This window comes from Burkholderia sp. BCC0044, assembly GCF_902832955.1.
Lineage (GTDB): Bacteria > Pseudomonadota > Gammaproteobacteria > Burkholderiales > Burkholderiaceae > Burkholderia.
The window spans coordinates 40,009-59,676 of the sequence record NZ_CADFDO010000008.1; the positions used below are offsets into that span (position 1 = coordinate 40,009).

The following is a 19,668-nucleotide window of genomic DNA, read 5'->3' on the forward strand; positions in this document are numbered from 1 at the left end:
CGTCGTTTCATTTCGCCTCGCCGTTGCCGGGTTGCCGGCCGTTGCGCCGGCGCAGCCCGGGCCCGAACGTGAAGCCGAACGCGAGCAGCACGAACGACACCGCGAGCACGATGTTGTTGCCGCTCGTCACGTACGGCGTGAAGCCGCTCGTGCCTTCGATCCGCACGTCGAGCGAGCCGATCGTGAACGGCTTGAGCTGGCCGAGCACGCGGCCGTGCGCGTCGATCGCGGCCGTCATCCCGGTGTTGGTCGAGCGCAGCATCGGCCGGCCCGTTTCGAGCGAGCGCATCCGCGCGATCTGCAGATGCTGGTCGAGCGCGATCGTGTCGCCGAACCACGCGAGGTTCGTCACGTTGACGAGCACGCCCGGCGGCTGCGGGTTGTCGCGGATCGTCGCGGCGATTTCCTCGCCGAACAAGTCCTCGTAGCAGATATCGGCCATCACCGGCTGGTTGTGCACGAGGAACGGCTTCTGCACCGGCGCGCCGCGCGCGAAGTCGCCGAGCGGCATCTTCATCAGGTTGACGAACCACCGGAAGCCCCACGGGATGAATTCGCCGAAGGGCACGAGGTGGTGCTTGTCGTAGTGATAGATGTCGCGCGAATTCGGCGTCACGCCGTACAGGCTGTTCGTGTAGTCGACGTAGCGGCCGTCCTCGGTCACCGACGCGCCGACCGCGCCGAACAGCACGGCCGAACCGGTCGTGTCGCTGAACTTGCGGATCGCGACGGCGAACGGCTCGGGCAGCTCCTGGATCATCACCGCGATCGCGGTCTCGGGCGTGACGATCAGGTCGGCCGGCTTCTCGACGATCATCTGCTGGTACATCTTGATCGCCGCGTCGATGCCTTCCTGCTCGAACTTGATGTCCTGCTTCACGTTGCCCTGCAGCAGCCGCACGGTGAGCGGCGCGTTCGCGGGCACCGTCCACGTGACTTGCGACAGCCCGACGCCGGCCGCGACGAGCGCGACGGCGATGCCGGCCGGCGCGGCGATGCGCACGCGCGCGTTGCCGCTCGATGCGCCGGCTTCGCCGTCACGCACCGGCGACGGGCGCGCGGCGGCGAGCGCCTGCACGACCAGGGCGGCGAACAGCGCGAGCACCCATGCGATCCCGTACACGCCGACCACCGGCGCAAAGCCCGCGAACGGGCCGTCGACCTGCGGGTAGCCGCTGCCGAGCCACGGAAAGCCGGTGAACACGGTGCCGCGCAGCCATTCGCCGAGCGCCCACGCGCTCGCGAACGCAAAGGCGCCGTGCCAGGTCGGCGAGAACGGCCGCGGGTCGGGCTCGCGGCGGTGCCACGCATGGCCCGCGCAGAACGACCACAGCCCGGCCGAGAACGCCGGGTACAGCGACAGGTACAGCGCGAACAGCACGAGCGCGCCGCCCGCGAGCGGCGCGGCCATTTCGCCGTACACGTGCATGCTGATGTAGAGCCACCAGACGCCGCTGATGAAGTTGCCGAAGCCGAACGCGCCGCCGGTGAGCGCGGCGCCGCGCCAGCTCGACGTGCGCGTCAGCTGCGCGAAAAACCAGACGAATACGACGAGCTGCAGCCAGCCGCCATGCGGCGTCGGCGCGAACGCGAGCGTATTGGCCGCGCCGGCGAGCAGCGCGGCCGGATAGTGCCAGCGCGGCAGCGCGCGGCCGGGCGCCGGCGCGAGAAGGCCGCCAGCCGGGCGGGACGGGATCGGATCGTCCATGTGAAGCGGAAGAGGGCGAGCGGTTGAAGGAGGCGCGGCTGGCGCGGAACGGTCAGTCTTCGTGCGAGGTTTCGGCGCGACGGCTGGCGAGCGGGTTGCGGCGCACCAGCAGCACATGGACCTGGCGCGCATCGCCGCGCTGGATCTCGAACACGAGGTTGCCGAGCTGCAGCTTCTCGCCGCGGTGCGGCACGCGGCCGAAATGATGGGTGATCAGCCCGCCGATCGTGTCGACTTCGTCGTCGGGGAAATCGGTGCCGAACACCTCGTTGAACTGCTCGATCTCGGTGAGCGCGCGCACGCGGTAGCGGCCGTCCGGCCCCGAGATGATGTTGCCGGCTTCCTCGTCGAAGTCGTATTCGTCCTCGATGTCGCCGACGATCTGTTCGAGCACGTCCTCGATCGTGATCAGGCCCGCGACGCCGCCGTATTCGTCGACGACGATCGCCAGGTGGTTGCGGTTCACGCGGAAGTCGTGCAGCAGCACGTTCAGGCGCTTCGATTCCGGAATGAACACGGCCGGGCGCAGCATCCCGCGCACGTCGAACTCGTCCTCGGCATAGAAACGCAGCAGATCCTTCGCGAGCAGCACGCCGATCACGTTGTCGCGGTTTTCCTCGTACACGGGATAGCGCGAGTGCGCCTTTTCGAGGACGAACGGGATGAAATCCTCGGGCTTGTCGGCGATGTTGATCGCGTCCATCTGCGCGCGCGGCACCATGATGTCGCGGGCGCACAGATCGGATACCTGGAACACGCCTTCGATCATCGACAGCGAATCGGCGTCGATCAGGTTGCGTTCGTGGGCGTCCTGGAGGATTTCCAGCAGCTCGCCGCGGGATTCGGGCTCGGGCGAGATGAAGTCGGTCAGGCGCTCGAGCAGCGAGCGCTTTTCTTGCGGTTTGTCGGTTGACTTACGACTGGGATACGAATCGTTCATGGTGGTGCGCCCGGGTCATGCCGGGGCGCGCGGTCACGGAGTAGGCAAGGATACACCAAGGGCACGACGCGACCGTGTCACCCGGCCGGTCGGCCAGGGTGGGCGGCTCGCGCGGGCCCCGCTCGCGGACGGCCGCGCCGGGCGCGACATCGTCGTCGGGTCCATCCTATCGCAGAAAGGGTCGGCGGGGCGCGGCGGCAAAAAAACGGTGGCGGGAAGGGCGGCGCGGCCCGACGCGGGAAACGGCCGGCGACGGCGGCATTCTGCCGCAGGCGGCCGACACCGGCGCGCCGCTCAGAACCGCATGCCGGCCGAGCAGCCGCCGGCGGCCGCGCCGTTGGTCGCGGCGCCGCCGCAGCCGAGTATCCCGCAGCCGGACAGCGCGACGCTCGCGGCGACGAGCAGCGCGGCGATCCTGCAACGCGACCAGCGTGACGGTTTCATCGGGCGTGTCCTCGTTCTGATGCGCGGGCGGCGCGGTGTTGCATGGCGGCAGGCCGCGCGTCGTGCCGGATCACCGGCATCGCGCCAGCAACCCTTCCAGCGCGCGGTCGGGGATGCCGCTCGCGCGCAGCGCGTCGACCGTGCGGCTCACGTAGTCGAGCGTCGTGCCGTAGCGGCCGGCCGCGCAGCCGAACACTTCCTTCACGACGGGGTCGGTCAGCTTGCCGGTGTAGGTCGGTGCGTCGCGGCGCATCACGAACGCGAGCGCATTCACGCGTTCGCCGGTCTCGAGCGAGCACGGCAGCCATGCGGGCCGGTACGAGCCCATCGGCATCTCGCGCTTCCACAGCGTCTCGAGATGCGGCTGCGCGGTCGGGCCGGAGAGCCGGAAGGCGATGCCCGAGCACGAGCCGCCGCGATCGAGCGCCAGCACGAGGCCTGGCCGTTCGGGCGTGCCGCGGTTCACGCGCGACCACAGGTAGAGCCCGCGGTGATAGCCGTGCACCTTGCCGCGCACGGCGGCGACGGTCGGCAGCCCCGGGTTCCAGATCAGCGAGCCATAGCCGAACAGCCAGAGATCCTGCCGGCCGTCCCAGTCGCGCATCGTATGCGCGAGCGACGCCGCGAGCTCGTCTTCGGTCAGCAGACGGCCTTCGCCGATCGACGGCGGGTAGGCGGGCGGCAGCATCGCGGCGTTGCGCATCGGGCGGACGGCTTACTGGTACGGGTTCGGGAAACCCAGTTTCGCGAGGATGTCGACTTCGAGCGCTTCCATTTCGGCCGCGTCCTCGTCGCTCGTCTCGTGGTCGTAGCCCTGCGCGTGCAGCGCGCCGTGCACCAGCAGGTGCGCGTAATGGGCCGCGAGCGGCTTGCCTTGCTCGTGCGCTTCCTTCTCGACCACCGGGCAGCACAGCACGAGGTCGCCGATCACGGTGCCGTCGGGCGCCGCGTCGTACGCGAAGGTCAGCACGTTGGTCGGATAGTCCTTGTGGCGGTAGCCGGCGTTCAGCGTACGGCCTTCGTTCTCGCCGACGAAGCGCACGGTGAGCTGCGCGCTCGCGAACAGCGCCGGCTCGATCCATTCGGCGATCAGCTTGCGCTTCGGCAGCGTCTTGCGCACGTCGCTCGTGATCTCGTCGCCGTACTGGACGGACAGGTCGAATTCCAGCGCGCGCGGCTCGTCTTCGGGGTCGTCCTCGCGCGGCGCGAATTCGGCGCCGACGTGCAGCGTCACGCTGTCGTAGTGCTCGGGCTGCAGCGCGAGCTTCGCGCGCATCGCCGGATCGTTGTGCTGCGCGACGATCGCGACGGCCGCGTCGCCCGAGCTGCCCGACAGGTCGAACATCAGGCTGCGGCCGTCCGGGAAGTCGATCCGCAGCCCCTGCGCGTTGACGGTCCGGGCTTTGCCCTTCGCGTCGAACAGCGAAAGGCGGGGGGATTCGGACGCGGCGGACGGGGCGCGACCGGACTTGCGGGAACGGGAGGATTTCATGACGCGTGCGGCGATTGGAACGCGTTGAGGATACACCAAACGGCCGATCGCGCCCGAATTCGGACCGGCCGCGCCGGGGCGAAAAAAAGCCCGGCGCGTCGTCTGGCGGGCCGGGCCGGGAGGCCGGGGCAGCATGCGGGCGACGCCGCGGCTCAGCCGTCCTGATGCTGCGCGTGGAATTCGTCGTACGCCTCGACGATGCGCGCGACGAGCGGATGGCGCACCACGTCCGCGCTCGTGAAGCGCGTGAGCGCGATGCCGCGCACGCCGCCGAGCACCTGCTGCGCCTCGACGAGGCCGCTCTTGTGGCCGCGCGGCAGGTCGACCTGGCTCGTGTCGCCGGTCACGACCGCCTTCGAGCCGAAGCCGATCCGCGTGAGGAACATCTTCATCTGCTCGGGCGTCGTGTTCTGCGCCTCGTCGAGGATGATGAACGCGTGGTTCAGCGTGCGGCCGCGCATGTACGCGAGCGGCGCGATCTCGATCATCTGGCGCTCGAACATCTTGGCCGTCTTGTCGAAGCCGAGCAGGTCGTACAGTGCGTCGTATAGCGGCCGCAGGTACGGGTCGACCTTCTGCGCGAGATCGCCCGGCAGGAAGCCGAGCCGCTCGCCGGCCTCGACGGCCGGGCGCGTCAGCACGATCCGCTTGACCTGGTCGCGCTCGAGCGCGTCGACCGCGCACGCGACCGCGAGGTAGGTCTTGCCGGTGCCGGCCGGCCCGATGCCGAACGTCACGTCGTGCTGAAGGATCTGTTTCAGGTATTCGCGCTGCGCGGGCGTGCGGCCGCGCAGGTCGGCGCGCCGCGTGTAGAGCTTCGGCCCAGGCTCTTCCTCCGGCTCGCTGGCGTCGAGCTGCGCGACGGGCTCGTCGAACGGATGATCGGGGTCGCCGCGAAAGCGCACGTCGACCGTGTCCTGGCGGCCGTTGCCGGCCGTGTGGCGCACTTCGACCAGCGCGAGCTGGATGTCGTCGACCGACAGCGGATCGCGCGCGCGGTTGTAGAAGTTTTCGAGCGCGGCGAGCGCGAGCTTGGCGCCGCGCCCGCGGATCGTGATCCGGTGGCCGCGCCGCGCGAGCGTGACGTCGAGCGCCTGTTCGATCTGCCGCAGGTTCTCGTCGAGCGGGCCGCAGAGGTTGGCGAGGCGCGCGTTGTCGTCGCGCGGGGCGGTGAATTCCAGTGCTTGGACGGTCTTCAAAGTAGCGTCGGGCTCCTGTCGGGGCGTCGGTCGGTCAGTGGGTGGCCGCGCTCGCGTCGTCGCTGACGAGCACGAGCTCGCCGCGCAGCGAATGCGGGTACGCATGGTTGATCTTCACGTCGATCATCTGGCCGATCAGGCGCGGGTGCGACGCGAGCGGCGCCGGGAAATTCACGACCCGGTTGTTCTCGGTGCGGCCCGCGAGCTCGTTCGGGTCCTTGCGCGACGGGCCCTCGACGAGGATCCGCTCGACCTTCCCGACCATCGACTGGCTGATGCGCGCGACGTTCTCCTCGATCGTCGCCTGCAGATGTTGCAGGCGTTTGAGCTTCACCTCGCGCGGCGTGTCGTCGGCGAGGTTCGCGGCCGGCGTGCCGGGGCGCGGGCTGTAGATGAACGAGAAGCTGGTGTCGTAGCCCATCTCGTGCACGAGCGCCATCATCTTGTCGAAATCGTCCTCGGTCTCGCCGGGGAAGCCGACGATCATGTCGGTCGACAGCGACAGGTCCGGGCGGATCGCGCGCAGCTTGCGGATCACCGACTTGTATTCGAGCACCGTGTAGCCGCGCTTCATCGCCATCAGGATGCGGTCGGAGCCGTGCTGGACCGGCAGGTGCAGGTGGCTCACGAGCTTCGGCACCTTCGCGTACGTGTCGATCAGGCGCTGCGTGAATTCCTTCGGGTGCGACGTCGTGTAGCGGATCCGCTCGATGCCGGGGATGTCGGCGACGTATTCGATCAGCGTCGCGAAATCGGCGATGTCGGTCGAACCGGCCGTCAGCGCGCCGCGGTAGGCGTTCACGTTCTGGCCGAGCAGCGTGACTTCGCGCACGCCCTGGTCGGCGAGGCCGGCCACTTCGGTCAGCACGTCGTCGAGCGGGCGCGACACTTCATCGCCGCGCGTGTACGGCACCACGCAGTAGCTGCAGTACTTCGAGCAGCCTTCCATGATCGACACGAACGCGCTCGGCCCCTCGACGCGCGCGGGCGGCAGGTGGTCGAACTTCTCGATCTCGGGGAACGTGATGTCGACCTGCGCGCGGCCGCTCGCGCGGCGCGCGTCGATCATCTGCGGCAGGCGGTGCAGGGTTTGCGGGCCGAACACGAGGTCGACGTACGGCGCGCGCGACACGATCGACGCGCCTTCCTGGCTCGCGACGCAGCCGCCGACGCCGATCAGCAGGCCCGGCTTCGCTTCCTTCAGCTCGCGCACGCGGCCGAGATCGGAGAACACCTTTTCCTGCGCCTTCTCGCGCACCGAGCACGTGTTGAACAGGATGATGTCCGCGTCTTCCGGCGTGTCGGTCTTTTCGAGGCCTTCGGCGGCATTGAGCACGTCCACCATCTTGTCCGAGTCGTACTCGTTCATCTGGCAGCCGAAGGTCTTTACGTAAACTTTCTTGGTCATGGGGATTCGCCGTTCGCAGTGGTTGACCTGGGGGCGTCGTCAAGAGTGAATCGGGACGGCCGGGCGCGGCACGCGAATCGCGCGCATCGGGCAGGAAAGGCCGTCGGGAAAGCCTTCCATTATAGCTTTTCACGCCACGACGGACGGGCGACAGGTTGCGGGCGCGCGACGCCGGCTTCCGGGTTCGGACCCCGCGATAGCGGCGAAGCGGCCGTCATCGGCACGCGTTCAGCAGGTCGTCGAGCGCCGCTTCCTCGCGCGCGAAGCGTTCGGCGAGAAAGTCGAGCAGCACGCGCACGCGCGGCGCCATGTAGCGCTTGCTGTGATAGATCGCATGCAGCGGCGCGTCCTGGTGCCGCCAGTCGGGCAGCAGCACGCGCAGCCGGCCCGCGCGGACGTCGTCGGCGATGTCCCACAGCGACTTCAGCGCGATGCCGTGGCCGCGCAGCGTCCATTCGCGCGTGAGGCCGCCGTCGTTGGTCTCGAACGCGGTCGACACGGGCACCGTGTGGATCTGCACTTCGTCGCCGCGCGTGAAGTGCCAGGTGTTCATCGGGCCGGACGCGATCGTGATCACGTTGCACGGAAAGCGGGCCAGATCGTGCGGATCGGCCGGCAGGCCATGGCGTTCGACGAACGACGGCGCCGCGCACAGCACGCGCCGGTTGGTCGCGAGCCGGCGGGCGATCAGCGCGCCGTCGGGCGGCGCGGCGAAGCGGATCGCGAGATCGATCTCGTCCTGCCACAGGTTCGATGACGAATCGGACGCCGTCAGCGAGAACGTGACGCCCGGATGCAGCGTCGTGAATTCGTGGAGCCAGTCGAGCAGCTGGTGGCGGCCGAAATCGGACGTCGACGACAGCCGCACCTTGCCGCTCACGACGTTGCGGCCTTCCTGCAGCATCGCATCCGCGTCGTCGAGCGCCTGCAGCGCCTGGCGGCAGCAGTTCAGGTACAGCTTGCCTTCGTCGGTGAGCCGCAATTGCCGCGTCGAGCGCTCGAACAGCCGCGTCGCGATCTTCGCCTCCAGCTTCGCGAGCCGCGCGCTCGCGGCGGCCGGCGTGAGGTTCAGCTTGCGCCCGGCGGCGGTGAGGCTGCCCAGCTCCGCCGCCTCGACGAACAGCCGGATGTCGCCCAGTCGGTCCATGCGATTTTCCAGAAATATTTGAAAATGGTTCAAAGGCCACGCCAATTATCAAATATAGGCGTCTTCGGGACAATGCGCGCACATCCCGCTTTCTTGTGCGGTGCGGCACTGACACTGCGCCGCGGCCGCCGCCTTCCGGAGAACGTCATGCCCATTCCGCTCCTGGCGCTCGCGATCAGCGCCTTCGCCATCGGCACTACCGAATTCATCATCATGGGCCTGCTGCCCGAAGTCGCGTACGACCTCGCCGTGTCGCTGCCGTCGGCCGGCCTGCTCGTCACCGGCTACGCGCTCGGCGTCGCGGTCGGCGCGCCGCTGCTCGCGGTGCTGACGAGCCGCATGCCGCGCAAGGCCGCGCTGCAGTTGCTGATGGCGATCTTCATCGTCGGCAACGTGCTGTGCGCGACCGCGTCCGGCTACGCGATGCTGATGGTCGCGCGCGTCGTCACGTCGTTCGCGCACGGCTCGTTCTTCGGGATCGGCGCGGTGGTCGCCGCGTCGCTGGTGCCGGCCGACAAGCGCGCGAGCGCGATCGCGCTGATGTTCACCGGGCTCACGCTGTCGAACGTGCTCGGCGTGCCGTTCGGCACGTTCGTCGGCCAGCTGCTCGGCTGGCGCGCGTCGTTCTGGATCGTCGCCGCGCTCGGCGTGCTCGCGCTCGGCGGCGTGGCCGCGCTGGTGCCGAACCGCCACGACGCCGGGCCGGTCGGTCTCGGCCACGAAGTGCGCGTGCTGAAGGAGCCACAGGTGTGGCTCGCGCTGCTGATGACCGTGCTCGGCTTCGGCGGCGTGTTCGTCGTGTTCACGTACATCGCGCCGATTCTCGAGACCGTGTCGGGCTACTCGCCGCGCGCGGTCGCGCTGATCCTCGTGCTGTTCGGCGCGGGGCTGACGGTCGGCAACACGATCGGCGGCAAGCTCGCCGACCGCGCGCTGATGCCGTCGCTGATCGCGATCCTCGTCGCGCTGATGGCCGTGATGGCCGTGTTCGCGAAGACGAGCCACCTGCCGGTCGCGGCCGCCGTCACCGTATTCGTCTGGGGGATCGCCGCGTTCGCGACGGTGCCGCCGCTGCAGGCGCGCGTGGTCGAGAAGGCCGCGAGCGCGCCGCATCTGGCGTCGACGCTGAACATCGGCGCGTTCAACGTCGGCAATGCAGGCGGCGCGTGGCTCGGCGGTCTCGCGCTGGAACACGGCTTCGCGCTCGATGCGCTGCCGTGGGTCGCGGTCGCGGTGACGTTCGCGGCGCTGGTCGTCACGTGGCTCGCGATGCGGCTCGATGCGCGCGGCCCGGCGCGCGGCGCGGCGCCGGCGGCGCAGTGAGCGGTCGCCACGGCGCCCTGCGCGGCGACGCCATAGCGGCAGGAAAAGGTTCGCGAGAAACGTATTCCTCCGCGATGCTGATAACGGTGTGAAGATAACTTCGTTTGCCCGTACCAGGCCGGGTGATAGCGTCTCGATACGCGCCAATGACCGGCGCAACCCGATTCCGATTCCGGCTTACCCCTACGCAGGGCCGCGCAGCGGCCCGGAGGCAATGCTATGTCTTCATCCCTGGCGCTCGTGCGCGACGTGTCTTCCTTCGAGTCCGGCCATGCCGCCGACGGGCGCGGCGCCGCGTCGCTCGACGTCCTCGAGCAGGTCGTCGGCGTGAACCTCGCGCGCTTGCGTGCCGAGCGGCAACTGTCGCTCGATGCGCTCGCGCGGCTGTCCGGCGTGTCGCGCGCGATGCTCGCGCAGATCGAATCGGCGCGCAGCGTGCCGTCGATCAAGGTGCTGTGCAAGATCGCGGCGGCGCTGAAGGTGTCGGTCGCCGCGTTCCTGCGGCGCCATGCGGTGAACGGTTTCGAGCACCTGGCGGCCGAGCGCGCGTCGCGCGTGGTCAGCTCGAACGGCCGTTTTTCGGCACGTGCGCTGTACCCGGAAGGCGAGCCGGCCGCGGCCGAATTCCACGAGTTGCGGATCGCGCCGCTGCATACGGAGCCCGGCGTGCGCCGCGCGCCCGGCACGACGGTCAATCTCGTCGTCAGCGAAGGCACGCTCGAAGTCAGCGTGCACGACCGCCGCCAGTTGCTCGCGACCGGCGACGCGATCGTGTTCGACGCTGACCAGCCGTACAGCCTGCGCAACCCGGGCGACAGCGAAGCGCGCGCGTTCCGCGTGACGGTGAGCCCCGAGGTGCCGCCGCGCTGGCTCGTGCCCGACGCGGCGCACGCGGCCGCCAACTGATCGCGCGGGCCGCGGCGCGACTGCGTTCCCGGCTTTCGCGGGATCGCGGGTTCGTCCGCCGGCCGCTCGGACGATGCCGTTAGACGGGGTCGTCAGTAAGGTTTTACCGGTCGTTCGCTGCGTTTCATGCGCGGCTGTTGTATGCTTGGCCCGCCGATGACGGGGCGTTCCCGTCCGGCAATCAGTGCGTCTTCAGGGCGGGGCGAAATTCCCCACCGGCGGTAGGCTGGCGTAAGCCGGCGAGCCCGCGAGCGCCCGCGCATCCGCGCGGGGTCAGCAGATCTGGTCGAATGCCAGAGCCGACGGTCACAGTCCGGATGAGAGAAGATGTGCAGATAGTCATGTCCGTCAGGGCCGCTTCGTGCTGCATGCGAAGCGGGTTGTCGTTCTGTCTGTTTGCAATGCCCTGAAACGTTTTTCGCCCAAATCGTATTTGCGAGGAGCGTTTCACATGTCCTTGATGTCCGTTTCGTCGGCGCCCGCCGACGCCTTTGCCGATCTCCCTCTGCTGGATTCCGAACCGGTGCCGCCGCGCATCGCCGCCGCGCTCGACGCGATGCGCGCAGGCCGCGCGGTCGTGCTGCAGGACGACCACGACCGCGAGAACGAAGCCGACCTGATCGTCGCCGCCGAGCGCATCACGCCCGAGACGATGGCGCTGCTGATCCGCGAGTGCAGCGGCATCGTGTGCCTGTGCCTGACCGACGACACGGTGCGCGCGCTCGAACTGCCGCCGATGGTGCAGATCAACGAAAGCCGCAACGGCACCGCGTTCACCGTGTCGATCGAGGCGCGCGAAGGCGTGCATACCGGCGTGTCGGCGGCCGATCGCGTGACGACGATCCGCGCGGCGATCGCCGACGGCGCGAAGCCGCACGATATCGTGCGCCCCGGCCACGTGTTTCCGTTGCGTGCGCAACCGGGCGGCGTGCTGGCGCGCCGCGGTCACACCGAAGGCACGGTCGACCTGTCGATCCTCGCGGGCCTGAAGCCGGCCGGCGTGCTGTGCGAGCTGATGAATCCGGACGGCACGATGACGCGCGGCGACGATGTCGAGCGCTTCGCGCAACGGCATGGGCTGCCGATGCTGACGATCGCGGAACTCGTCGAGTTCCGCGAGGCGTTGGCGGCCGCGCGCGAACGCTGCTGCGAGCCGGCCTGAGCGAAGGAAAGGCGGGCGCGTTCGCGCGCCCGTGGCGCGGCCGGATCGACCGATCCGGCCCGAATGACGGTCAGGACTGCACGTCGCCGAATTCGCCGCGCATGCCGGCTTCGACGAGCGCCGGCAGTTCGTCCATCCTGCGCATGATCCGCGTGATGCCCATCGCGCGCAGCGCGTCCGCGTAGTTGTCGGGGATGTGGCTCGCGCCGACGAACGCGATCGTCTTCATCCCGGCCGCCCGCGCGGCATTCAACCCCGAGATGCTGTCCTCGACGACGACGCAGCGCGCCGGCGTGACGCCGAGCGTGTGCGCCGCGTGCAGGTAGACGTCGGGGTAGGGTTTCGGCCGCGCGACCTGTTCGGAGCTGAACACGCGCTCGCCGAAGATCTCGGTGAGCGATGCGCGCTTGAGCGAGTTGCGCACGCGCACGAGCCGGCTGTTCGACACGACGGCGGCGGGCAGCGTGACCTTCAGCAGCGCATCGCGCACCCCGCTGATCGGTGCGAGCGATTGCGCGAGCGCGACCTCGATGTTGTGCTCGATGGTCTCGATGAAGTTGGCGGGCATTTCGATGCCGAAGCGGGATTCGATGCCGGTGAGGAAACGCGACGTCTGCTGGCCGAATGCCGACTTCGCGGCGGCTTCGAAATCGAGGTTCGGGAACGTGGCGGACAGCGTGTCGAGCAGCACGCGGTCGGCGATGACTTCGCTGTCGACGAGCACGCCGTCGCAGTCGCAGATGAGGTGATCGAGCATGGTGATGAAAACGCGGGATATCGGCGACGCCGATCGATTCGCCATCATACGTGCTTTCACGCACGGGCCGCGCGACGCGGCGGTAAATGTGCCCGATGCGGCAGCCGCGGCCCGCGTGCCCGGACCGCCGCCCCCGTTTGCCGCGTTACAGCTCGATCACGCGCCCCGTTTTCCACGACGTCATCGCGGCTTCGGCCAGCTCGAGCGCGGCGAGCCCGTCGTCGATCGTGGTCCGGACCGGCGTGCCGTCGCGCAGCGCGTCGACGAAGTGCGCGATTTCGGCCGCATACGCATGCCGGTAGCGTTCGAGGAAGAACGGCTCCGGCACGTCCGTCGCGATGCCGCCGGCGAGCCACGCGCTCACCTCGGTCGGCCGCACGTTGCCGGCCTGCAGCATCCCGTGGCTGCCGAGCAGTTCGAAGCGCTGGTCGTAGCCGTAGGCCGCGCGCCGCGACGTGTTGATCTGGCACAGCAGCCCGCGCCGCGTGCGGATCGTCACGGCGGTCGAATCGATGTCGCCGGCGTCGCGCACGGCCGGATCGGTCAGGCAACTGCCTGTCGCGTGCAGCGTCTGCGCTTCGTCGCCGAGGATCCAGCGGAACACGTCGAAATCGTGGATCAGCATGTCCTTGAAAATGCCGCCCGAGCTGCGGATGTAGTCGGCCGGCGGCGCGCCCGGATCGCGGCTCGTGACGACCAGCATTTCCGGCGCGCCGATCTCGCCGCGCTCGACGCGTGCCTTCAGCGCCGCGAAGGTCGGGTCGAAGCGGCGCTGGAAGCCGATCATGCAGGTCACGCCGCTGCGCCGCACGACGTCCGCGCACGCACGCGAGCGTTCGACGGTGAGGTCGACCGGCTTCTCGCAGAACACGGCCTTGCCCGCGTTCGCGGCCGCGACGATCAGGTCCGCGTGCGTGTCGGTGCTCGACGCGATCACGACGGCCTGCACCGACGCATCGCCGAGCGCGCGCTCGATGTCGGCGACCTGCGCGCCGTGCGTGCGGGCGAGCGCTTGCGCCGACGGCGCATGCCGGTCGATCACGTACTTGAGTTTCGCGCCCGGATGGCGCGCGAGATTCGCCGCGTGGATCTTGCCGATCCTGCCCGCGCCGAACAAAGCGAATTCGATCATGCCGTTCTCCTGTCGATGTTCTTGTCTTGCCGATGCGCGACCGGCGTGGGTCGCGCATCGGCACGGTAGTCCGCTCAGCGATCCGCCAGTTCGCCGCGCACGTAGTCGATGCTCGCCCGCAGCCGGGCTTCGATGTCGTCCGCTTCGGCGATTTCGCTCGCGAACGGCTCGAACGACAACGCGCCGCGGTAGCCGCGCGCGAGCAGCTCGCGCAGTTGCCGGACGTTGCCGAGCCGGTCCGCGCCGCCGACCAGCACGCGATGGCCGTCGCGCATCCGGTCGATCGGCAGGTCGGTTTCCTCGACGCCCGAGATGTGCACGAGGCCCGTCAGGTTCGGGAAGAAGATGTCCTCGCCGGCGAGGTGATGGTGGAACGTGTCGTGCACGAGCCGGAACACCGGTTCGCCCGCCGCCGCGTAGATGCCCTTCACCGCATCCGACTTGCGGCGCAGCGCGCATTCCTCGAAGCCGAGCGGCTCGATGAAGCCGAGCAGGCCGCGAGCCGCGAGGATCGGCTTCAGCGCCTTCAGCGCCGTCACGAGATCCGCATGGCGGGCGTCCGCGCTGCGCGTGTCGTTGCGGCTGTTGGTCGGGCACAGCACCAGCGCACGCGCGCCGCATTGCGCCGCGTAGTCGGCCAGCACGGTCGCCTCGTCCGCGCGCTCGGCGTTCCATTGCTCGAAGCGCTGCAGCGCGTTGATCGTCAGGATCGTCACGCCGCCGGCTTCGGCCGTCGCGCGGACCGCGGCGGCCGGCGTGCCGTCGGCGAGCTCGACGCCGTCGAGATCGTTGCGGATCTCGATCGTGTCGACGCCGAGGCGCCGGCACAGCGCGACGTAGCGGTCGAGCGGCAAGCGCGGCGCGCTCATCCGGTTCAGCGAAAAGTGGAAGGCTTGCGTCATCGTTCTGTCCTTGGGGCTGGAGTGGGGCGGGTCCGAGTCAGGTGCCGGTGCGTGCGGCGAGTGCGTGCCACGTGTCGCGCAGCCAGTGCGCGCACGCGATGTTGTTGTCGAAGATCGAATAGCGTGCGCCGCCGCCGTAGTCGGGAAACGGGATGAACTCGCAACTGATCTGTTCGAGCAGCGGCGGCTGCGCGTGAGCCTGCGCTTGCAGCAACTGGCGCACCGCGGCTTTCCACGTGTCGAGCGCATCGGCATGCCATTCGCCGTGATACGCGCCCGGCGCCGGGGCGACGAACGGGTACTGGATGCCGCGGCCGGGCCTGCCGTCCGCGCGGCGCATCCTGCGGTTGTCGGGGTTGTTCGGCGTCACGCTGCGCGCATGCGCATGCCGGACCCAGCCGCGCGCGATCCAGTCGGCGTAGATCGCGTCGGGCGACGCCGGGTCGAGCAGCGAGCGGCCGCCGTCGGCCGACTCGCGCAGGCCCGCTGCGTCGAGTTCGGCGCGGTTGCCGATCTTGAACAGCAGGTGCGAATGATCGAGCGTGATCCGGAACGGCGCGCCGGCCTGCTCGACAAGTTGCGCGACCCGCGCCACGCGCGCGAACGCCTCGCTCCACATGTCGACGTGCACTTCGAGGCTCGGCAGGCAGCCGACCGGCTCGCCCAATGCGTACGCGCGCAGATAGAAATCGGCGACTTCGCGATCCGACAGCGGATGGCCGTCCGCGTGATGCGCGAACAGCTGGCAGTTGAGCACCGTGCTGCCGAAGCGTACGCCTGCCGCGACGGTCTCGGCGACCTGCGCTTCGTCGCGGCCCGCGCACCAGATGCCGCCGATCACGCGAATCGGCAGCGCGTGGCGCTCGACCAGCGCGAAATACGGCGACAGGTCCTCGCCGCGCGCCGGATTCTTTTCGATGTAATCGAACACGCGGGCAGCGGCGACCATCCGGAAGCGCTCGGCGGGCGGGGGCGGCGGCAGCCCGTCGTGTTCGAGCACGCCGTCGAGGTTCACGCCGATGAGGATCGGTTCAGCCATCGTCTCCTGTCCGTTTTTGTCCGTGGATGGCTGATCAATGTACGGATGCGCGGCGCGGGCTGCATGACAAACGTTGACGAAAAATCGCCCATGCCGCGGTCGATTTTTTCGCCGCGCGCATGCGGTGCGTCGCGGGGCGCGATTCACGGCTGCAGGTACGCGCTCGTCCTCACGTTCGCCGGACAGAACACGCGGAATTCGACCGGGTCGTCCGGCGGCGGCTGTTCGACGATGCCGCACGCATGCAGCACGTGCTGCACCGCGGAAATCGCCTGCCCGTCCGGATCCTGGTCGATCGCGAGATCCATCGCGCCGGCTTCGATGAAGGTGCGGTGCAGATCGATCATCTCGTGGCCGATCCACACCACGCGGCCGATCGCGCCGGCCTTGCGCAGCGCCGCTTCGATGCCGGCCGACCCGGCGCCGCTGTTGTAGATCGCGACCACGTCGTCGTGCGTTTGCAGCGCCTTCGACACCGCGCGGTAGCAGCGATCGTCCTGGTCGAGCGTCTCGACCGGCTCATCGTCGCAGCGCATGGCGGCGAACGCGTCGGCGAGCTGGTCGCGGCAGCCGGCCATCCGGTCGGCGTGCGCGCGGTAGCCCATGCGGCCGCCGAGCAGCAGCACGCGGCCGGGGCGCGCGGCGAGGCGGCCGATGTAGTAGCCGGCCGTGCGCCCCGCGCGATAGTTGTCGATGCCGGCGAAATGCGCGCGGTCGATGCCGCCGATGTCGGTGACCATCGTGACGACGGTCTCGCCCCGGGCGATCGCGCCGGCCAGCGCGTCGCGCATGCGGGCCGTGTCGTGCGCGGTGACGATCAGCGCCGCGCGCCGGTACGCGGGCCGTTCGATCAGCGCGGCGGCGCGCGCGTCGTCCGCGGCCGGCAGGATCGTCCGGTGCACGACCACGCGCCGGTCGAGCATCTGCAGCGAGCGCTGCAGCGCCTGCTGCAACCGCCGGAAGAACGGCGCGTCGGTGTCCGGCAGCAGCACGTCGACGTGGATCAGCCCGTGCCGCGTGTCGGGCAGCTGCCGCGGCACGCCGAGCTGCCGCGCGGCCGCCACCACGCGTTCGCGCGCCTGCGCGGAGACGCTGCCGCGCTCGTTCAGCACGCGGTCGACGGTCGTCGTGCTGACGCCGGCGAGCGCCGCGATCTCGTCGAAGCGCGCGGTGCGCTTGCGCCAGCGCGGCCCGGATTCACCTGCCATGGTCGTCTCCATCGTGAGGGTCGCCATCGATCGCGTGGCGTTGTCGGGAACGCTAAAGCGATGGCGAAATTTCGTCAACGTTTCGATTGAGGCGGGGCGGCCGGTCGCCTAATTTCGCTCTTATGGCGAAGCGCTTGCCGCGCTTCCCGCGCACAAGAACCCCAGGAGACAGAAGTGGCCCAACCCGACGACCCGGCACGCGAACCCACGGCGGCGCGCCGTCAGGCATACCGAATGATCGGCGGCGCCGGCGAGCGCGCGCACGCGGCCGGGCTCGTCAACGCCGCGTGGTACCGGTGCGCGGTGCCGCGGCCGCTGATGAAGCAACTGATGCAGCGCGGCGATGCGCGGGCGATCCGCGACACGCTGATCTGGTACGCGGCGATCGCGATCAGCGGCGCGCTCGGGTGGCTGGCGTGGCGCGCGCATTCGGCATGGGCGATTCCCGCGTTCTTCGTGTACGGCACGCTGTACTGCAGCCCGGCCGATTCGCGCTGGCACGAATGCGGACACGGCACCGCGTTCCGCACGCGCTGGATGAACGACGCGCTGTACCAGGTCGCGTCGTTCCAGGTGTTCCGCCGCGCGACCGCCTGGCGCTGGAGCCATGCGCGCCATCACACCGATACGCTGGTCGTCGGGCGCGATCCGGAAATCGCCGCGCCGAAGCCGACCGACTGGCTCGCGCTCGCGCTGAACGTCGTCGCGCTGAAGCACGTGGCCGGCGAGCTGCGCAAGATGCTCGCGGTGTCGTTCACCGGCCGGCTCGACGACGAGGAGCGCACCTACGTGCCCGAATCGGAATGGCCGAAGGTCGTGCGCGAGTCGCGCATCCATCTCGCGATTTACGCGCTCGTGACGGGCGCCGCGCTCTACTGGCACACGATCCTGCCGCTGCTCTACATCGGGTTGCCGAGCCTCTACGGCGCGTGGCTGTACCTGTACTTCGGCCTCACGCAGCACGCGGGCATGCCGGAGAACGTGCTCGATCACCGGCGCAACTGCCGGACCGTGATGATGAACCCGGTGTTCCGCTTCCTGTACTGGAACATGAACTATCACGTCGAGCACCACATGTTTCCGATGGTGCCGTTCCATGCGCTGCCGCAGCTGCACGAAGCCGTGAAGGCCGACATGCCGCCGCCGTACCGCAGCACGCTGGCGGCGTATGCGGAGATCGTGCCGGCGCTGATCCGGCAGACGCGCGACCCGTCCGATTACGTCGTGCGGCCGGTGCCGGACGCGGCGCGCGCCTGACCGCTATCGAACCTCACAACGAAGGAGACACGCACCATGACGCAATGGATCGACACCGGCGCGCTCGACGACATCGACGACGAAGACGTCGCGCGCTTCGATCACGCCGGCCGCACTTACGCGATCTACCGGATCGACGGCGAGGTGTATGCGAGCGACGGGCTGTGCACGCACGAGCACGTGCATCTCGCGGATGGGCTCGTAATGGATCACGTGATCGAGTGCCCGAAGCACAACGGCCGCTTCGACGTGCGCGACGGCCGGCCGCTGTCGGCGCCCGCGTGCGAGAAGCTGCGTACGTACCGCGCGAAGATCGAGGACGGCCGCATCCTGATCGAGGTGTGACGCGATGAGCCACGACGGGTTGATGGCGATCGTCGGCGCGGGCCATGCGGGCGGGCGTGCGGCGCAGGTGCTGCGCGCGTCCGGCTGGCGCGGGCGCATTGTGCTGATCGGCGCGGAGCCGCATTGGCCGTACGAGCGGCCGCCGTTGTCGAAGGGTGTGCTGACGGGCGAGCGTAGTGCCGCGCAATGCCGGTTGCGCGATGCCGAAGCATGGGCGGCCGATCGCATCGAGCGGATCGTCGCGACCGTCGAGCGCATCGATCCGCACGCACGCGAAGTGCGCGTGTCGGGCGGGCGCATGTTCGGCTACGACGCGCTGCTGCTGGCCACAGGCGGCCGTGCGCGCCGTCTGGCCGTTCCGGGTGCGGCGCTCGACGGCGTAGTCGCGTTGCGCACGCTCGACGATGCGGCCGCGCTCGGCGCGCGGCTCGTGCCCGCCGCGCGGATCGTGCTGATCGGCGGCGGCTTCATCGGCCTCGAAGTCGCGGCGTCGGCGCAGCAGCGCGGCTGCCGCGTGACCGTGCTCGACGCGGCGCCGCGGCTGCTCGGCCGCGCGGTGCCGGAAGCCATCGCGACGCGCGTGCATGCGCTGCACGACGAGCAGGGCGTGGCGATTCGCCTGAACCGAAAGCCGGTGGCGATCGAGCGGACGTCGGGCGGTGCGCTCGTCGTCGTGCTCGACGACGGCGATACGCTGCTCGCCGACACGGTCGTGGCCGGCATCGGCATCGAACCGGCCGACGAGCTGGCGCGCGATGCGGGCCTTGCGGTCGAGCGCGGGATCGTCGTGAACGCGCAGCTCGAGACGTCGGCACGCGGCATCTACGCGGCTGGCGACGTCGCGGTGTTTCCGAGTGCGTTATCGGGCTTGCCGGTTCGACAGGAGACGTGGCACGGCGCCGAGACGCAGGCGCCCGTCGTCGCCCGCAACATGCTCGGCGCGAACCAACCGTATCGCGACATACCGTGGTTCTGGTCCGATCAATACGATGCGCAGTTGCAGGTGGCTGGGGAGCCGGCGCTTGGCACGCAGTCGGTCGCGCGCGTGCTCGGCGACGATGCGGAAATCCATTTCCATTTCGATGCGGGCGGGCGGCTCGTCGCGGCGAGCGGCTTCGGCCGTGCCGCGGGATTCGTGAAGGAAATGCGCGTGGCGAGAATGCTGGTCGAACGCGGGATCGACGTGACGCCGGATGAGGTCGCGGACGTCGCGGTGAAGCTGAAATCGCTGGTGACGGCCGTGAATGACCGGCAGAAGAAAGGAGAAGAGTGAAGCGCGCGGCAGTGAGCGCCGCGCGC

19 protein-coding genes and 1 riboswitch are annotated in these 19,668 nt (G+C 69.4%); of the genes, 6 read left to right on the forward strand and 13 right to left on the reverse strand.

Annotated elements, in window-relative coordinates; genetic code table 11:
- Positions 1-7: 7 nt before the first annotated feature.
- From lnt to HWX14_RS33255, 8 genes are all read right to left on the reverse strand, one after another.
- A complete protein-coding gene (lnt, locus tag HWX14_RS33220) occupies positions 8-1,708 on the reverse strand; it encodes an apolipoprotein N-acyltransferase (RefSeq protein ID WP_175886385.1) in 1,701 nt (566 codons plus the stop codon).
- Between the two features lie 52 nt (positions 1,709-1,760).
- Complete coding sequence (locus HWX14_RS33225) at positions 1,761-2,648, reverse strand: transporter associated domain-containing protein (protein WP_175886386.1); 888 nt, start codon at positions 2,646-2,648, stop codon at positions 1,761-1,763.
- A gap of 294 nt (positions 2,649-2,942) precedes the next feature.
- Positions 2,943-3,092 (reverse strand): hypothetical protein, encoded by a 150-nt coding sequence (locus HWX14_RS33230; protein ID WP_171984331.1) that lies wholly within the window; start codon positions 3,090-3,092, stop codon positions 2,943-2,945.
- Between the two features lie 70 nt (positions 3,093-3,162).
- Positions 3,163-3,795, reverse strand: coding sequence for a gamma-glutamylcyclotransferase (locus tag HWX14_RS33235; protein ID WP_175886387.1), 633 nt, complete (start codon positions 3,793-3,795; stop codon positions 3,163-3,165).
- A 12-nt stretch (positions 3,796-3,807) separates the two neighbouring features.
- The gene (ybeY, locus tag HWX14_RS33240; protein WP_126363230.1) at positions 3,808-4,584 is read right to left on the reverse strand and encodes an rRNA maturation RNase YbeY; all 777 of its coding nucleotides are present in this window, start codon (positions 4,582-4,584) and stop codon (positions 3,808-3,810) included.
- A 152-nt stretch (positions 4,585-4,736) separates the two neighbouring features.
- Complete coding sequence (locus tag HWX14_RS33245; RefSeq protein WP_006477874.1) at positions 4,737-5,783, reverse strand: PhoH family protein; 1,047 nt, start codon at positions 5,781-5,783, stop codon at positions 4,737-4,739.
- Between the two features lie 34 nt (positions 5,784-5,817).
- Positions 5,818-7,191, reverse strand: coding sequence for a tRNA (N6-isopentenyl adenosine(37)-C2)-methylthiotransferase MiaB (gene miaB / locus HWX14_RS33250; RefSeq protein ID WP_126363228.1), 1,374 nt, complete (start codon positions 7,189-7,191; stop codon positions 5,818-5,820).
- A gap of 214 nt (positions 7,192-7,405) precedes the next feature.
- Positions 7,406-8,338, reverse strand: coding sequence for a LysR family transcriptional regulator (locus HWX14_RS33255; protein WP_175886388.1), 933 nt, complete (start codon positions 8,336-8,338; stop codon positions 7,406-7,408).
- Between the two features lie 147 nt (positions 8,339-8,485).
- Between HWX14_RS33255 and HWX14_RS33260 the strand changes: the two genes are divergently transcribed.
- The 3 genes from HWX14_RS33260 (at position 8,486) to ribB (ending at position 11,729) form a co-directional block, all read left to right on the forward strand.
- Positions 8,486-9,661, forward strand: coding sequence for an MFS transporter (locus tag HWX14_RS33260; RefSeq protein WP_175886389.1), 1,176 nt, complete (start codon positions 8,486-8,488; stop codon positions 9,659-9,661).
- Between the two features lie 219 nt (positions 9,662-9,880).
- Positions 9,881-10,567, forward strand: coding sequence for an XRE family transcriptional regulator (locus HWX14_RS33265; protein ID WP_175886390.1), 687 nt, complete (start codon positions 9,881-9,883; stop codon positions 10,565-10,567).
- 184 nt (positions 10,568-10,751) lie between these two features.
- Positions 10,752-10,900, forward strand: a riboswitch (FMN riboswitch).
- A gap of 118 nt (positions 10,901-11,018) precedes the next feature.
- Positions 11,019-11,729 (forward strand): 3,4-dihydroxy-2-butanone-4-phosphate synthase, encoded by a 711-nt coding sequence (gene ribB / locus HWX14_RS33270; protein WP_175886391.1) that lies wholly within the window; start codon positions 11,019-11,021, stop codon positions 11,727-11,729.
- Positions 11,730-11,799: 70 nt separating this feature from the next.
- Here ribB and HWX14_RS33275 read toward each other — a convergent pair whose 3' ends face one another.
- The 5 genes from HWX14_RS33275 to HWX14_RS33295 all read right to left on the reverse strand — a co-directional run bounded on the left by HWX14_RS33275 (position 11,800) and on the right by HWX14_RS33295 (position 16,767).
- Complete coding sequence (locus HWX14_RS33275; protein ID WP_175886392.1) at positions 11,800-12,486, reverse strand: HAD-IA family hydrolase; 687 nt, start codon at positions 12,484-12,486, stop codon at positions 11,800-11,802.
- Positions 12,487-12,631: 145 nt separating this feature from the next.
- On the reverse strand, positions 12,632-13,618 hold the full coding sequence (iolG, locus tag HWX14_RS33280; RefSeq protein ID WP_175886393.1) for an inositol 2-dehydrogenase: 987 nt from the start codon (positions 13,616-13,618) through the stop codon (positions 12,632-12,634).
- 74 nt (positions 13,619-13,692) lie between these two features.
- Positions 13,693-14,520, reverse strand: a complete 828-nt coding sequence (locus HWX14_RS33285; RefSeq protein WP_175886394.1) for a TIM barrel protein — start codon at positions 14,518-14,520, stop codon at positions 13,693-13,695.
- A 37-nt stretch (positions 14,521-14,557) separates the two neighbouring features.
- Positions 14,558-15,559: a xylose isomerase gene (locus HWX14_RS33290; protein ID WP_175886395.1), complete on the reverse strand. Its 1,002-nt coding sequence runs from the start codon at positions 15,557-15,559 to the stop codon at positions 14,558-14,560.
- A gap of 143 nt (positions 15,560-15,702) precedes the next feature.
- Positions 15,703-16,767: a LacI family DNA-binding transcriptional regulator gene (locus HWX14_RS33295; RefSeq protein WP_175886396.1), complete on the reverse strand. Its 1,065-nt coding sequence runs from the start codon at positions 16,765-16,767 to the stop codon at positions 15,703-15,705.
- Positions 16,768-16,941: 174 nt separating this feature from the next.
- Between HWX14_RS33295 and HWX14_RS33300 the strand changes: the two genes are divergently transcribed.
- The 3 genes from HWX14_RS33300 to HWX14_RS33310 are packed head-to-tail and all read left to right on the forward strand — an operon-like array spanning position 16,942 to position 19,642.
- Positions 16,942-18,024: a fatty acid desaturase family protein gene (locus HWX14_RS33300; RefSeq protein WP_175886397.1), complete on the forward strand. Its 1,083-nt coding sequence runs from the start codon at positions 16,942-16,944 to the stop codon at positions 18,022-18,024.
- Between the two features lie 36 nt (positions 18,025-18,060).
- A complete protein-coding gene (locus HWX14_RS33305) occupies positions 18,061-18,369 on the forward strand; it encodes a non-heme iron oxygenase ferredoxin subunit (protein ID WP_175886398.1) in 309 nt (102 codons plus the stop codon).
- Between the two features lie 4 nt (positions 18,370-18,373).
- Entirely contained in the window at positions 18,374-19,642 is a 1,269-nt protein-coding gene (locus tag HWX14_RS33310) for an FAD-dependent oxidoreductase (RefSeq protein WP_175886399.1), read from the forward strand.
- The last annotated feature ends 26 nt before the right edge of the window (positions 19,643-19,668 follow it).